General features: G+C 57.2%; 8 protein-coding genes, 3 tRNA genes and 1 pseudogene. 6 read left to right on the forward strand and 6 right to left on the reverse strand.

Features of this window, described 5'->3' with window-relative positions; genetic code table 11:
• Positions 1 to 24 precede the first annotated feature (24 nt).
• Together csdA and csdE are read left to right on the forward strand one after the other, a co-directional pair.
• Positions 25 to 1,230 carry a cysteine desulfurase CsdA gene (gene csdA / locus BFV63_RS17685; RefSeq protein WP_022651789.1) on the forward strand — a complete coding sequence of 402 codons (1,206 nt, stop codon included), beginning with the start codon at positions 25 to 27 and terminating at the stop codon, positions 1,228 to 1,230.
• On the forward strand, positions 1,230 to 1,676 hold the full coding sequence (csdE, locus tag BFV63_RS17690) for a cysteine desulfurase sulfur acceptor subunit CsdE (RefSeq protein ID WP_048242014.1): 447 nt from the start codon (positions 1,230 to 1,232) through the stop codon (positions 1,674 to 1,676). The genes csdA and csdE overlap by 1 nt, the downstream gene beginning before the upstream one ends.
• Here csdE and tcdA read toward each other — a convergent pair.
• Positions 1,667 to 2,473: a tRNA cyclic N6-threonylcarbamoyladenosine(37) synthase TcdA gene (gene tcdA, locus BFV63_RS17695; protein ID WP_006811804.1), complete on the reverse strand. Its 807-nt coding sequence runs from the start codon at positions 2,471 to 2,473 to the stop codon at positions 1,667 to 1,669. The two genes, csdE and tcdA, sit on opposite strands and share 10 nt — an antisense overlap.
• Positions 2,474 to 2,548: 75 nt before the next feature.
• Positions 2,549 to 3,646, reverse strand: coding sequence for a murein transglycosylase A (mltA, locus tag BFV63_RS17700; RefSeq protein WP_003862765.1), 1,098 nt, complete (start codon positions 3,644 to 3,646; stop codon positions 2,549 to 2,551).
• A 208-nt stretch (positions 3,647 to 3,854) separates the two neighbouring features.
• Between mltA and BFV63_RS17705 the strand changes: the two genes are divergently transcribed.
• The 3 genes from BFV63_RS17705 (at position 3,855) to BFV63_RS17715 (ending at position 4,300) form a co-directional block, all read left to right on the forward strand.
• Positions 3,855 to 3,931, forward strand: a tRNA-Met gene (locus tag BFV63_RS17705).
• 171 nt (positions 3,932 to 4,102) lie between these two features.
• Positions 4,103 to 4,179: transfer RNA gene (locus BFV63_RS17710), tRNA-Met, on the forward strand.
• 44 nt (positions 4,180 to 4,223) lie between these two features.
• Positions 4,224 to 4,300: transfer RNA gene (locus BFV63_RS17715), tRNA-Met, on the forward strand.
• Between the two features lie 89 nt (positions 4,301 to 4,389).
• On the opposite strand, the gene amiC is transcribed toward BFV63_RS17715, so the two are convergent.
• Positions 4,390 to 5,643, reverse strand: a complete 1,254-nt coding sequence (gene amiC, locus BFV63_RS17720) for an N-acetylmuramoyl-L-alanine amidase AmiC (RefSeq protein ID WP_003862766.1) — start codon at positions 5,641 to 5,643, stop codon at positions 4,390 to 4,392.
• 227 nt (positions 5,644 to 5,870) lie between these two features.
• On the opposite strand from amiC, the gene argA reads away from it, so the two are divergent.
• Positions 5,871 to 7,202 carry an amino-acid N-acetyltransferase gene (argA, locus tag BFV63_RS17725; protein WP_003862767.1) on the forward strand — a complete coding sequence of 444 codons (1,332 nt, stop codon included), beginning with the start codon at positions 5,871 to 5,873 and terminating at the stop codon, positions 7,200 to 7,202.
• Between the two features lie 33 nt (positions 7,203 to 7,235).
• Here the strand turns inward: argA and recD are convergent, their stop codons facing one another.
• The 3 genes and pseudogenes from recD to ptrA all read right to left on the reverse strand — a co-directional run bounded on the left by recD (position 7,236) and on the right by ptrA (position 15,475).
• On the reverse strand, positions 7,236 to 9,056 hold the full coding sequence (gene recD, locus BFV63_RS17730) for an exodeoxyribonuclease V subunit alpha (RefSeq protein WP_032610058.1): 1,821 nt from the start codon (positions 9,054 to 9,056) through the stop codon (positions 7,236 to 7,238).
• Positions 9,053 to 12,596 (reverse strand): annotated as a pseudogene (gene recB / locus BFV63_RS17735) (exodeoxyribonuclease V subunit beta). The gene recD and the pseudogene recB overlap by 4 nt, the downstream one beginning before the upstream one ends.
• Positions 12,593 to 15,475 (reverse strand): pitrilysin, encoded by a 2,883-nt coding sequence (ptrA, locus tag BFV63_RS17740; protein WP_032610060.1) that lies wholly within the window; start codon positions 15,473 to 15,475, stop codon positions 12,593 to 12,595. Before ptrA ends, recB begins: the two are co-directional and overlap by 4 nt.
• Between the last annotated feature and the right edge of the window lie 6 nt (positions 15,476 to 15,481).

The raw sequence follows: 15,481 nt of genomic DNA on the forward strand, positions 1-15,481 counted from the left end.
CGTAGAATCGATATGAGGAATTCCATGAACGCTTTCAGTCCTGCGCAGTTTCGCGCACAGTTTCCCGCGCTGGCCGATGCCGGCATTTATCTTGATAGCGCTGCCACGGCCCTTAAACCGCAGGCGGTGATTGAGGCAACCCGCCAGTTTTACAGCCTGAGCGCCGGGAACGTGCACCGCAGCCAGTATGCCGACGCGCAGCGCTTAACGGCGCAATACGAAGCCGCACGGGATCAGGTCGCGCGCCTGATCAATGCTGACAGCGGTAAGAACATCGTCTGGACGCGGGGCACCACCGAGGCCATTAACATGGTTGCGCAATGTTACGCGCGTCCGCTGTTGCAGCCCGGGGATGAGATCATCGTCAGCGAGGCGGAACACCACGCCAACCTGGTGCCCTGGCTGATGGTGGCCGAACAAACCGGGGCACAGGTTGTAAAGCTCCCGTTGGGTGCGGACTTCCTGCCTGACGTGGCGCGTCTGCCTGAGCTGATTACGCCGCGCAGCCGTATTCTGGCGCTGGGGCAGATGTCCAACGTCACCGGCGGCTGCCCGGATCTGGCGCGTGCCATTGAGATTGCCCATGCCAGCGGCGTGGTGGTGATGGTCGACGGTGCGCAGGGTGTGGTGCATTTTCCGGCTGACGTTCAGGCGCTGGATATCGACTTCTATGCCTTCTCAGGACACAAATTGTACGGGCCAACAGGTATCGGCGCGCTGTACGGCAAACCTGAACTGCTGGCCCGGATGACGCCGTGGCTCGGCGGCGGCAAGATGATTACCGAAGTCACCTTCGACGGTTTTAAAACGCAGGATGTGCCCTACCGCCTGGAAGCCGGTACCCCAAACGTGGCCGGGGTTATCGGTCTGAGCGCAGCGCTCGAATGGCTGGCAGAAACGGACGTGGTTCAGGCTGAAAGCTGGAGCCGGGGTCTGGCGACGCTGGCGGAAGAAGAACTGAAAAAACGTCCGGGTTTTCGCTCGTTCCGCGTCCAGGACTCCAGCCTGCTCGCCTTTGATTTCGCGGGCGTGCACCATAGCGACATGGTAACGCTACTTGCCGGATACGGCATTGCCCTGCGTGCCGGACAGCACTGCGCCCAGCCGCTGCTGGCGGCTATTGGCGTGAGCGGTACCCTGCGCGCCTCGTTTGCACCGTACAATACAAAAAGTGACGTCGATGCGCTGGTTTCCGCCGTCGACCGCGCCCTGGAATTACTGGTGGATTAATGACAAGTTCAGCTTTAGCCGGACACCCGTTCGGCACCGTTATTACTGAAGAGACGTTAAAACAGACCTTTGTCCCGCTCACGCAGTGGGAAGATAAATATCGTCAGCTGATCCTGCTGGGCAAACAGCTGCCCACCCTGTCAGACGATCTGAAGTCACAGGCGAAGGAGATCGCTGGCTGCGAGAACCGCGTCTGGCTTGGGTTTAGCGTATCCGGTGAGAAACTGCATTTCTTCGGCGACAGCGAGGGACGCATTGTTCGCGGTCTGCTGGCGGTGCTGTTGACCGCAATCGAAGGGAAAAGCGCCGCAGAGCTGCTGGCGCATTCTCCGCTGGCGCTGTTTGATGAGCTGGGACTTCGCACGCAGCTTAGCGCCTCGCGCGGTCAGGGACTGATTGCGCTAAACGACGCGGTGCTGGATGCCGCCCGTCAGGCTCAGGCCTGACGTTCCGCCTTCGCCATCATCTTCTTCAGGGCGTGAGAGACCGCCACAAAGCCGAAGGAGGCGGTCACCATGGTGGCCGCTCCAAACCCAGAGGCACAATCCATCCGCTTTGGCCCTTCCGCCGTGCTTTTCATCGCACAAACTGAACCATCCGCCTGCGGGTAGACCAGCGCTTCGGTGGAGAACACGCAGTCGACGCCCAGCTTGCCCTTGCTGTTCTTCACCACATTGAAGTCGCTCTTCAGGCGTTCACGCAGCTTGGCAGCCAGCGGATCCTGAATGGTTTTCGCCAGATCCGCCACCTGGATCTGCGTCGGATCGATTTGCCCGCCCGCGCCGCCGGTCGTGACCAGCGGCACCTTGTAACGACGACAGTAAGCGATCAGCGCCGCTTTTGGCCGCACGCTGTCGATGGCGTCAATCACATAGCTGTAGCCTTTGCTCATGTACTCCGCGACGTTATCTGCCGTCACAAAGTCGTCGATCACCGTCACCCGGCACTCCGGGTTGATGAGACGAATACGCTCCGCCATCACCTCGGACTTCGCCAGACCGACGTTATCACGCAGGGCGTGGATCTGACGGTTAGTGTTAGTCACGCAGACATCATCCATATCAATCAACGTAATTGCGCCAATGCCGGTTCTCGCCAGCGCTTCTGCCGCCCACGAACCCACGCCACCAATGCCCACCACGCAGACATGCGCATCCGCGAACAGTTGCAGGGCTTTTTCACCATATAACCGTGCCGTGCCGCCGAAACGCTGGCGCCAGGCATCGCTGATTACCACAGACATAAAACCTCAGATGTAAAAAGGGTGAGGTATTCCTCACCCTGAACCGTAATCCGTCTTGCGCTCAGAATACCACAATCAGCCGCTGAATACGTTTCCGGTACCCGGCGCTGTCTTCAGCACCCACACGCGTCCGTAGTGGTTATACCAGCCTGCACGATGGCCGGCATCCGGGCCGATGCCCTGATAAATGTCGAAGTGCTGGCCTTTGATCGCCCCACCCACGTCCAGCGCCACCATCAGGCGTAATTCATATTTGCCGTTGAATTTGCCGTTGTTGTCGAGGAGTGGAACTTCCGCCAGCAGCGTGGTACCCGCCGGAATAATCGAACGATCCGATGCCACAGAAGCGCGGCCAATCAGCGGGACGGCGCTCGCCCCTTTCACCGGCGCAAAGTTCTGCGGTTTGAAGAAGACAAACGATGGGTTCTGCTCAAGCAGCTCACGCACTTCCGCTTCGCTGTGCTTTTCGCCCCATTCGCGGATAGCCTGCATCGACATATCTTCTCGTTTCACTTCGCCACGGTCGATCAGCACCTTACCGATGCTGCGATAGGCATGGCCATTTTTACCGGCATAGCTAAAGAAGTTCAGCGGCGAGCCGTCGCCAAAATCAATATAGCCACTGCCCTGCACGTCCATAATGAAGTTGTCCATCAGCGAGTTGCTGTAGGCCAGAACATAATTTTCGCTCAGCGCGCCGGCGTAGATCTCGGCGCGGGACGGCAGACGACCGCGTTTCGGCGGCATACGGTAAATGGGATACTGGAACTCGCCCTGGCGCGTGTGTCGCGCCTGGACAACCGGGGTGTAGTAACCGGTAAACTGGACGTTACCGTAGTTATCCGCCCCCTCCATCTGCCAGGCATCGATACCAAACTGGCGCATATTGCGGGTATCACCGCCTGCACGCAGCCAGTCCTGCACGGCACTATAAACGTTGTTCTGTGCGCCATACAGGCGCGGCGACGCTTTGCGGATCTGGTACACCTGCTCGGAGAAATCCCCGGCATTGATTGGAGCACCCACGGCATCGGGCTGGTTAACTAAAGAGAAAGGCTGGGATAATTTCCCGTCTTTATACTGTTGACCGCGATCGGTCGGTTTGGAAGAGCAGGCCGCAAGAATCGCCACCATTGCGCCTGTCATCAGATACTTCGCCCAACGTCCTTTCATTATATCTCGTCTTTTAGTTGCCCAATTCCGCGAGATGAAGATAACAAACCCACCGTGTTAATGAAATGCAATCGCCTTCCCTTTGGCAAATTCTGCACAAAAAATAGTCCAAAGTGGCTTTTGCCGTTCATTTTGCATACAAAATAATGAATTATGTGAAAAAGGGGTTGCATCACAAACCTATCCGAGTATAGTGCGCTTCCACGGACGCGGGGTGGAGCAGCCTGGTAGCTCGTCGGGCTCATAACCCGAAGGTCGTCGGTTCAAATCCGGCCCCCGCAACCAATTAAAATTTGATGAAGTATCTTCTACGACTGTAGAAGTTTTTGCGAAGTAGTTCGAATCACAGCAAGGCGACGACGCAGTGAATCCTTAGGAGCTTACTCCAGTAAGTGACTGAGGTGAACGAGGAAAGTCAACGCAGATGTGGTTTGAAATACGAAGCAAAAAGACGGACGCGGGGTGGAGCAGCCTGGTAGCTCGTCGGGCTCATAACCCGAAGGTCGTCGGTTCAAATCCGGCCCCCGCAACCAATCAAATTTGAAGAAGTAAGTTTCTACAAGTGTAGAAAGACGGACGCGGGGTGGAGCAGCCTGGTAGCTCGTCGGGCTCATAACCCGAAGGTCGTCGGTTCAAATCCGGCCCCCGCAACCAACACTTCTTAAAACAATAAACACCCTGAAGGGTGTTTTTTTGTATCTGGCGTTTGTGAAAATGCCGGGCATGATACCCGGCTTAATGCCCTACCCCCGCCGCGCCAGCGTTTCCCCGTCTGAGAAGTAGGCCCGGATCCCCGCCAGAATCGACTCCGCCACTTCCTGCTGGAATTTAGCCGTCTTGAGCTTACGTTCCTCTTCCACGTTACTGATAAACGCGGTTTCGACCAGAATGGAAGGAATATCCGGCGCTTTCAGTACCGCAAATCCGGCCTGCTCGACGCTGTTTTTGTGCAGCTTGTTGACCCGGCCCAGTTTGCCCAGCACCGCTTTACCAAACTTCAGGCTGTCGGTAATAGTCAGCGACTGCACCATATCAAACATCGTATGGTCGACGTAACGGTCGCCACTTTTGCTCACACCACCGATTAAATCCGAGGCGTTCTGCGTGTCCGCCAGGTATCTCGCCGCGGTGCTGGTCGCCCCTTTTGTTGACAGGGCAAACACTGAGGATCCGCTCGGCTGGCGGCTGGTGAAGGCATCCGCATGAATAGAGACAAACAGATCCGCGCGCTGCTTTTGCGCTTTTGCCACGCGGACCTTCAGCGGAATAAAGACATCTTCGTTGCGCGTCATATAGGCGCGCATATTGCCCTCTTTGTCGATCAACGCCTTCAGACGACGGGCAATTTGCAGCACCACATCTTTTTCGCGGGTGCGATATTTCCCGACGGCGCCGGAATCTTCTCCGCCGTGGCCAGGATCGAGCATGATCACAATCGGGCGATCGCGCCCCGCCTTGCCAGGCTTTGGACCACTTTGCGCTGGCGGAACCTGGCTGTCGAGATCGCCTTTGTTGTAATCCTCAAGTAATGCCAGGAGCGGATCCTGAATATCCGTCGCATTCGCCGGATAGAGATCCATCACCAGACGCTCCTTAAAGGCGGCAACAGGCGCAAGGGCAAAGAGCTGCGGTTTCACGTTCTGCTTCAGCTCAAACACCATGCGCACGGTTTGCGGATCGAACTGCCCGACGCGCGCCGATTTGATAAACGGATCGTCGCCACGGATTTGTGCTGCCATGCCTTTAAGCACGGAGTTGAGGTTCACACCTTCGAGATCAACCACCACACGTTCAGGATTGCTGAGGGCAAATTGCTTGTATTTCAGCACGCGATTGGACTCGACCGTCACGCGCGTATAGGTCGACGACGGCCAGACGCGCACCGCGACTACCTGGCTTGTGGCGGCAAGACCCACCTGGCTGACGCTAAGCAACCACATCGCCCCGGCCCCTTTTAACAGGCGGCGGCGGCTTATTGCTGAATTGGATCCCGACATGCTTCTCCCGAGCAAGAAATCTGATTGATGAACAAAACGCCCAAATTGACCGAAAACTTTAACGAATGACGCATAAACTGTCATCTATAAAAGGGTAAACAATCATACGTTAACGCACGGATTACTTATTATTTTCTGTGGGTCGCAGAAAATTTAGGCTTGCACACGCGGCCGCGATCGAATAAAAATACATAAATTACGAATAAACATTCACTAAGGGTTGTATCATGGTTAAGGAACGCAGAACCGAACTGGTCCAGGGATTCCGCCATTCTGTTCCCTATATCAACACCCATCGGGGAAAAACGTTTGTCATCATGCTTGGCGGCGAAGCCATTGAGCATGAAAACTTTTCCAGCATCGTCAATGATATCGGCCTGCTGCACAGCCTCGGCATCCGTCTGGTGGTGGTGTATGGCGCACGTCCGCAAATCGAAGCCAACCTGGCCGCCCATCACCATGAGCCGATCTACCACAAACACACGCGCGTGACGGATGCGAAAACCCTCGAACTGGTCAAACAGGCGGCGGGTCTGTTGCAGCTCGATATCACCGCCCGCCTGTCGATGAGCCTGAATAATACGCCGTTGCAGGGCGCGCACATTAACGTGGTGAGCGGCAACTTTATCATCGCTCAGCCGCTCGGCGTGGACGATGGCGTGGATTACTGCCACAGCGGCCGCATCCGCCGTATTGATGAAGACGCCATTCACCGCCAGTTAGACAATGGCGCGATCGTCCTGATGGGGCCCGTTGCCGTCTCCGTAACGGGTGAAAGTTTTAATCTGACCTCAGAAGAGATTGCCACCCAGCTGGCCATCAAGCTGAAAGCGGAAAAAATGATCGGCTTTTGCTCCTCGCAGGGTGTCGTGAACGATGAGGGCGTGATTGTGCCAGAACTTTTTCCGAATGAAGCCCAGGCGCGCGTGGAAGCGCTGGAAGCAGAAGGCGATTACTATTCCGGTACCGTGCGTTTTCTGCGCGGCGCCGTTAAAGCGTGCCGCAGCGGGGTGCGCCGCAGCCACCTGATCAGCTATCAGGAAGACGGTGCGCTGTTGCAGGAACTGTTCTCCCGGGACGGGATCGGTACGCAGATCGTCATGGAGAGCGCCGAGCAGATCCGCCGTGCCACCATCAACGATATCGGCGGCATTCTGGAGCTGATCCGTCCGCTGGAACAACAGGGCATTCTGGTTCGCCGCTCCCGGGAGCAGCTGGAGATGGAGATCGACAAGTTCACCATCATTCAGCGCGATAACCTGACCATTGCCTGTGCGGCGCTTTATCCGTTCCCGGAAGAGCAGATTGGCGAAATGGCGTGCGTTGCCGTGCACCCGGATTACCGTAGCTCCTCGCGGGGGGAACTGCTGCTTGAACGCGTGGCGGCACAGGCGCGCCAGATGGGTCTGAGCAAGCTGTTCGTGCTCACCACGCGCAGCATTCACTGGTTCCAGGAGCGCGGCTTCACGCCGGTGGATATTGATTCCCTGCCGGAAAGTAAGAAAGAGATGTACAACTACCAGCGCCGCTCGAAGGTGTTAATGGCGGACCTGGGATAACAGTCACCCTCTCCTGTTGGAGAGGGCGTTCACTCAGACAGATTCAAATATCGCGCTTAATCCGCTTCTGCGCTCGGTACGGGTGGCAATAGCCTGGCTCAACACGCGCTCATCCGCATACAGCGACAGGCGCTGGCGCGCACGGGTAATGGCGGTGTAGACCAGTTCGCGGGTCACTACCGGCGACAGCTGTGTCGGCAGGATCAGCGCCGCATGGTTGAACTCGGAGCCCTGAGATTTATGTACCGTCATCGCCCATGCCGTTTCATGCTCTGGCAGGCGGCTGGGCTGGACGGACTTCACGCTACCGTCCGGTAGCTGGAACCAGACGCGCAGACCGTTACCGCGATCGAGCGCAATGCCGATATCCCCGTTGAACAGCCCCAGCGCACTGTCGTTGCGGGAGATCATCACTGGCCGGCCTTCATACCATCGCGAATGCAGCTGACGGTTAATTTTGCGTTTCTGCACCAGCAACTGCTCCAGCCTGTCGTTCAGGCCCGTGACGCCAAACGGCCCTTCCCGCAATGCGCACAGAAGCTGGTATTCGCCAAATGCGGCGATGACCTGTCCGGGCTGACTGCACTGCTGCACGCAGCTCAGAAAATGCTGGTATCCCTGGAGAGCCTCCTCAAGCATAGCCTGATACTCTTCCCCGCTTTGCAGCGATTTCTTTTCAATGTCAGTGAAGGTACCGTCAAACACCGTGCGCGTGGCGTGCCTGTCGCCACGGTTGACCGCCGCAGCCAGCTGGCCGATGCCGGAGTCGCTACCGAAACGGTAGCTTTTTTGCAGCAGGCACAGGCTGTCACGCAGTGCGCCCGCGATCGGCGTGTGATCGGGTTCAAGCGAGCAGCCGGTCAGACGGGCGAGCTCCTGCGCCCGCGCGGCGGTATAACCGTAACTGGCGTAGGTACAGATATCTCCCAGCACCGCCCCGGCTTCTACAGAGGCGAGCTGGTCGCGATCGCCCAGGAAAACCACCCGCGCATGGGGTGGCAGAGCATCAATCAGGCGCGACATCATGGTCAGGTCGATCATGGAGGCTTCATCCACCACCAGCACGTCCAGATGCAGCGGATTACCCGCATGGTAGCGCAGCCGCTGGCTACCCGGCTGCGCGCCGAGCAGACGGTGCAGAGTACTTGCTTCACCCGGGAAAAGCGCAAGCTGCTCCTGAGTGAGCGGCAGCTGTTGCATCGCGCCGCCCAGTGATTCGGTCAGACGCGCCGCAGCCTTCCCGGTGGGCGCCGCCAGACGAATACGGCATCGCTGCTCTCCTGAAAGCTGTATCAGGGCTGCCAGCAGCTTTGCGACGGTCGTTGTTTTCCCCGTTCCCGGGCCGCCGGATATCACCGAGATCCGCCGCGTCAGGGCGACGGCCGCCGCCACTTTCTGCCAGTCTGTGTCCTCACCGGAGTCAAACAGCCTGTCCAGCGTCTGGCGAAGCTGTGCTTCGTCGCAGGGAAGCGGCGCATTGGTCTCACTAAAGAAACGCGCTACCGTCAGTTCATTTCGCCACAGGCGGTTCAGGTATAAGCGCTCCCCCGTCAGGATCAGCGGTGCCTGGTTGTCTCCCGGCCCAACGGCTGACGATTCCCGCAAGATTTTCTGCCAGTCCACCTTATCTCCCAGCAGCGCAAAGCAGGACTGGAGGACAGGCGGCATTTTCTCGTCAACCACCAGACGCGAGAGCGGCAGACACACATGCCCCTCTCCGGCATCTTTACTCAACAGGGCAGCGGCAAGCATCACGGCGGGCTGGTCAGCGGCAATCATCATGGCAAACTGCACGTCCAGCTGACGCAGCACGCGTTGCTCTACCGCATCCAGCAATAAGTCCTGCATCGTCATGCCATCTCCTCCGTGTTTGCTGCAAACAGGTTATCCATTTTATTAATCAATTCCGCATCCGGACGAGTGCTGAAGATCCCGGAGCGCGGATCGGCAGCGTCAACCCCGCGCAGGAACAGGTAGATGACGCCGCCAAAATGATCGTCGTAGCGGTAATCCGCAATACGGTGGCGCAAATAGCGGTGCAGCGCCAGGGTATAGAGCTGATATTGCAGATCGTAGCGATGCATTTGCATGGCGGCCGCCATCGCCTGCTGGGTATAGGCTGCGCTGTTCTCGCCCAGCCAGTTTGATTTGTAATCCAGCAGGTAGTACCGTCCTTCGTGACGGAAGACCAGGTCGATAAACCCTTTCAGCATGCCCTGCACCTGACGGAAGTTCAGCGGCGGGCAACCGGCTGACAGCGGATCGTACTGACGGATAAGCGCATCGAGCGCGTCGGCCTTAAGCGGGCCTGCGACGGGCAGATAAAACTCCATCTCAACCTGCTTATTTTTGGCCGTTAACTGGCGAAGAGAGAAGCCCTGCGCCGTCAGCGGCGCTTGCAAAATGGCGTTGATCCAGTCAGTGAGAACGGGCTGCCAGTGCGCGTCATAGCCTCCGCTCTGCAACATCTTCAGCACCCACTCCTCACTGACAGGCTGGGTGAAATCAAGCTCTTCAAAAAGGCTGTGCAAAAAGGTGCCCGGCGACGCGCCGCGTGGGAACTGATGCGGAGTTAACGTCGGTTCAACCGGAACATCGCCTACCCCTGCGGCATCCACGTCCAGCTTCGGCATGAGATCCTGCGCAATACTTTGCCCGTGCTGTTGCAGGCCAGAGTAGCTGGTGACGCGCCAGTCGTCGGCAAGCACCCGTGTGATCTGGCGCGCGTTAAGATCGGTCACGGGCTCTTGCGCCATTTCCCAGCGGCTGTTGTCTGGCAGAGAAGGGATATGCAGGGCGATATCGTCTCCGCAAAGCGACTCGATACAGAGGCGCAACCCCGCCGCATCTTTCGGCTCACCACGCTGAATAAGCCGCCCTAAGGCGCTTAAATGGAAATCGCTCTCCCCTGTTTTCTCCCCGCGACGGCGGAAAACCGGCGCGACGCCCAGGCTGCAATGCCAGACAGAACGGGTCAGCGCCACGTAAAGCAGGCGCAAATCCTCCGCCAGACGCTCCGCTTCCGCCAGCTCAACGCTGGTTTCCGCCTTGCTGAGATCGAGCACCGCATCGAAAGTCTCGCGGTCATGATAATAGGCCTGATCCTGAACGCGGTAGTTGGCGATAAAGGGCAGCCAGACCAGCGGATACTCGAGACCTTTCGATTTGTGAATGGTGACGATTTGCACCAGATGCTTATCGCTCTCAAGACGCATCTGCTGGCTTGAGGCGTTACTGTTTGGATCCGCGATTTGCTGCGCCAGCCAGCGCACGAGGGCATGTTCACTTTCAAGCTGGGTGCCGGCTTCCTGCAACAGTTCGCTAATGTGTAAAATATCGGTAAGACGCCTTTCACCGCCGGATGACGCCAGCATATTTTCGGCAATCTGACGCCGCGTCATCAATTCGCGCAGCATCGCCATGACGCCGCGTTTTTGCCAGCGTTCACGGTAATGGACAAACTCTTCCACCACCGCATCCCATGCGTTTTCGTCATGGTTGAGCTCATCAATATCGCGCGCGTTCAAACCCAGCATAGAGCTGGCCAGCGCGCTTCGAAGCGTATTTTCGCGCTCCGGCGCCAGTACCGCCTGAAGCAGCCAGAGCATTTCCTGGGCTTCCAGCGTGTCGAACACGCTGTCACGGTTAGAGAGATACACTGACGGAATATCCAGCAATGTTAGCGCATCGCGGATTAACGCCGCTTCCTGACGACTGCGCACCAGCACGGTAATATCAGAGGCTTTAACAGGATTTGCCTGTTCCCCCTTCCACAGCAGCGCCTCGCCGCGGTTGCCTGCGCTCAGCCAGTCACGGATTTGCGCGGCGCAGTGCTGGGCCATCGCCGCCTGATAATCAGCAACGCCATAGCCTTCCTCTTCAAGCAGCCAGAAGGTCATGGCGGGCTGCTCCGCGCCACTGACTTCGAAGCGCAGGGATGCGTTTTTTGGGGCGGATTTCACCGGCAGAAAAGGGATTTCCTTGAACATGAACGCCGTCTCCATACGGCTGAACAGCGCATTGAAGCTCTCAACCATCCCCGGAGCGGAACGCCAGTTGGTGTCTAACGTGTAATGCGCGACAACTTCACTACGGGCTTTCATATAGGTGAAGATATCTGCCCCACGGAAGGCGTAAATCGCCTGTTTAGGGTCGCCAATCAACAACAGGGCAGTGTCGGGCTGCTGTCGCCAGATGCGGCGAAAAATGCGGTACTGCTGGGGGTCGGTGTCCTGAAATTCGTCAATCATCGCCACCGGAAAACGGGTACGGATCGCGCTGGCGAGCGCTTCACCATTCTCGCTGGACAGGGCTTCGTCCAGGCGGCTCAGCATGTCATCAAACCCCAGCTCGCCCCGGCGACGTTTTTTCGCGCGCGACGGCCTGGCGGATCTCCGTCATGGCGCGGGTGATCATCAGGTCATTGAGCGTTAATGGCTCCGCAAGCAGCGCTTCAATCGCCACAAACAGGGGATGCTCAGGCACAATACCGTCGGCTTTGGTTCGCTCGGTCAAAAAGCGTTGCGAAAATTTTTCCAGTGCGTCCGGAAGCTGGTAGCCCCGCGTCTCCTCCTGGGCCCAGGCGCTGATCTTTTCGATCCACTTCCCCTGGTTCCCACGGTTGAACTTGCGTCTGTCGATGCCTGAGTTTTCGATGATTGCATCAATTTCACCGACCGACTCATTCCACTTCTGCTTAAGCGCGGCAATTTTGGCGACGATCTTTTCATGGCGCGAGGCCAGCGTTTCATCGGCAGGCGGAGGAGATTTAATGACCGGCGCCTCGCCTTGCAGGTAACGGTCGATGGCGCGAAGAAGCTCTTCCGGACCTTTCCACAGGGCGTGAACCGCTTCGGCAATGTCGCGCTGCAACGGATAACAGTGTCGACGCCAGAAATCCGCACAGGCCTGATAGCGAAGCTCGGATTCATCTTCAATAAGCTGCTGCTCAAAGAGCATGCCGGATTCAAACGCATTCAGGCTCAGCATGCGCTGACAAAAACCGTGAATGGTGAAGACGGACGCTTCATCCATTTGCCGTTCGGCCAGCAGCAGCCATTGCGCAGCCTGTTGCTTATCCGCAATCTCGTCCAGCAGGCTCGCGTAGAGGGGGTTATCCGTCGTCTGACGCAGACAGGCAATGCGCAGCTCATGAATGTTGCTGCGAATACGGCCACGCAGCTCGGCAGTGGCCGCTTCGGTGAAGGTTACCACCAGCAGCTCTTCCACGCTTAACGGGCGCGAAAAAGCGGCGTTGCCGCCGAGCCCCAACAGCAGACGCAGATAGAGCGCGGCGATGGTATAGGTTTTTCCCGTTCCCGCTGAGGCTTCAATCAGTCGCTCACCCTGTAGAGGTAAACTTAGGGGATCAAGCGGCTCAGCGGTATGGGTCATTCTTTCTTACTCCAGGGCATTGTTTGTTGCAGCGCGCTGACGCTCTTCCAGACGGTCCACTCTTTTGATTTTACGTAGTCCGTTTTCCCGTTCTGGCTGCCAGAAACCTGAGACAGGATGGCCATACCCTGCGGTTTTACTACCGCCTGATGGAAGAAATCGGCAACCTTTTGTGGCGTCAGCTGTTTTATTTCGGCCACTATTTTATCACGCGAATCAAATTTCATATTACCGCGATCAAAATCTTTGCTCAGCTGCGAGGCCTCTTCACCCAGCGTCTGCGGCGGTTGCATCACCTGGGCGATAACCGCCTGCTGGATTTGGGCAAACTCTTCCGGCTTCATGGCGCGCAGTTTTGCTTCCGCCTGCGGGAAGAACGCCTGATAACGCTGCCACAGGTAAGCGGGTTGCTTGTCACTGCTTTGCAGAAGGAAGCCCAGCCCCCACTGACGGCCCACATTCATGGAGAAAGCGAACACCGCATAGCCCAGCTGCTCTTCGGTGCGCAGCTGGTTGTAAAACCACGGCTGAATAATTTGACCAAGCACAGCACTCTGGGCAGAGCTGGTAAATTCGTCATAACCGACAGGGACAAACACCGCGGCCAGCGCGGAATCCGTGCTGCTTCCCGCTTTTTCGAAGATCACGTTCTGCTTTTTCTCTACCAGCACATCCTGGTTACGGCACCACTCATCGCCTTTTGAACCCAGTTGCGCACGGACGTTTTGCGCCAGCGTTTTAGCCTGATCTTCGCTCATATTCCCTACAACCAGGAACTCCGGACGGGTATTGGTTTTCAGCGCATCACGGTAAGCCAGCACCTCTTTTAAGGTGACTGAGGGCAATATCGCGCGGCGATCTTCGCGCTGGAAGTACGGAATTTGCGACAGCATCTGTGCTGGCATAATCGCCTGATCGTAGGCTTTACCCTTCTCGGCAGAATCCATCATCTGGGCATACCAGGACTTAGCCTGCTCGAGCTGTTCTTCCGTAGGCGTATAGCTGAAATAACCGTCCAGCAGCGCCTGGAACAGCTGCGGCAAACGCTGGGTATAGCCGTTGGCATTCACCATCAGGCCGTTATTGGCGTTGGTGGAGAAACTGATACCACCAACGGCAGCCTGGTTGCTGAGCTGATCGAGGGCAATACCGGCCAGATAATCGTTAAGCGCAAACAGCACCTGGTTTCTGGCGCTGTCCATTGCTTTGGGGTTACGCAGCACCACGCTGACATCCGCTTTTGGCTCGTCGGCGAAATAGCGGCTTGGGGTGTAGACCACGCGCAGCGTCGGCTCATCAACAATCAGCTCCGGGTGCGGATACGCCTTTGCGGGTTTGATCAGCGAGAAATCGTCCGGGATGTAGGGGTTAAGCTCCGGTAACTTCAGCGCAATTTCCCCCGCCTTTTTCTGCCAGCCCGCGAAGGTCTGTTCGCTGATTTTTTCAACCTGATACGGGGCATCAACGAAGTAGGCCATTTTGTTATGCGGTTCGTTCGGGCTGATATACCAGACGCGGGCATTCTGCGGAGTCATCATCGCCAGACGCGCTTTGAGCGCTCCGGCGTCAAACTGGTCGGCAATATTTACCGCATCCAGCGTATGTTCCACCGGCACGCGGATCATGGTATCTGCCAGCCACTCAACGTAGTCCATATCACGCGTGATAGAGGGATAGCGGAAATCGAGATCCAGCACGTGCGCCAGCTCGTCAAAGTAGCGTTTATCGACGCCTTTGTCGCGCAGCAGAGAGAGATAACTGAAAATGGCCGCAACGACGTCGTTCCGGTGAGCCAGCCCTTTATCGGTCAGCGTCGCGGAGATGGCCAGCACGCCGCTATTCCCATTTACAACGGGATCGGAGTCAGCGCGAATACCTTCCACCAGCCCCTGCTTTTGCAGCCAGTCGGAGAGCGTACCCGGGCTGCGGTTGCCGATAAGATACGTCACCAGCTCGTCGGTTTTGCTGCGGAACTGCGCCGTGTTGTTATCAATACGGAATTCAACGCGTAACACCTTGCGCGGCAAGGCCGGCACATAGTGAATAACAATGCCTTTTTGCGCGTCCGTGACAACTGGCACGTTAATCTGCGGCAGATCGATATTTTTATTTGGCACCCTGCCGTAGGTCTGCGCGGCCATGTTTGCCAGCGTCGGCAACGGTTTATTGCTGTAGATAACCGCTTTCATCAGATTGGCGGAATAGTATTTTTCACGAAACGCATGCAGCGCATCGAGCACCGGGCTACCTGGCTTGTCGCTCAGCGTTTCAAGGTTGCCGCCTGAGAAGCGCGAACCCGGGTGCGCCGGATTGATGGTTTCAGCACTAACCTGCGCCATGCGCATACCGTCTCGCGTGCGCGCCATCGTCAGTTCGGCGTTCACGGCATTACGTTCACGGTCAGCGTATTTTTTATCCAGCAGCGGTGCGGCGATGGCATCCGCCAGACGGTCCACCGCCCCATCAAGCGCATCATTTTCCACTTCCAGGTAAAACGCGGTGCGATACGGCGCGGTACTGGCGTTGTGGCTGCCGCCATGCATTTTCAGAAATTCGGACAGGCTGTCAGGCTGTGGGTATTTTTTAGATCCCATCAGCGTCATGTGCTCAAGGTAGTGCGCCAGTCCCGGATGGGCGTCAGGATCTTCCAGCGAACCCACCGGCACAACCAGCGCGGAGAGCGATTTCACCGCCTGAGGATCGGAAACCAGCAGTACGGTCATCCCGTTATCAAGACGAATCGCCTGATACTGACGGGTGTCCTTATCGCTCTTACGGATTGTTTCCTTGACAGGTTGCCAACCGGAATCGGCCTGAGTGACGGGAGCCCAAAGGGCGATAAACAAAACAAACGCTTTGAACAAGGTGCTGCCTGGCATTACGAC

Source organism: Enterobacter hormaechei subsp. xiangfangensis (genome assembly GCF_001729785.1).
GTDB classification, from domain to species: domain Bacteria; phylum Pseudomonadota; class Gammaproteobacteria; order Enterobacterales; family Enterobacteriaceae; genus Enterobacter; species Enterobacter hormaechei_C.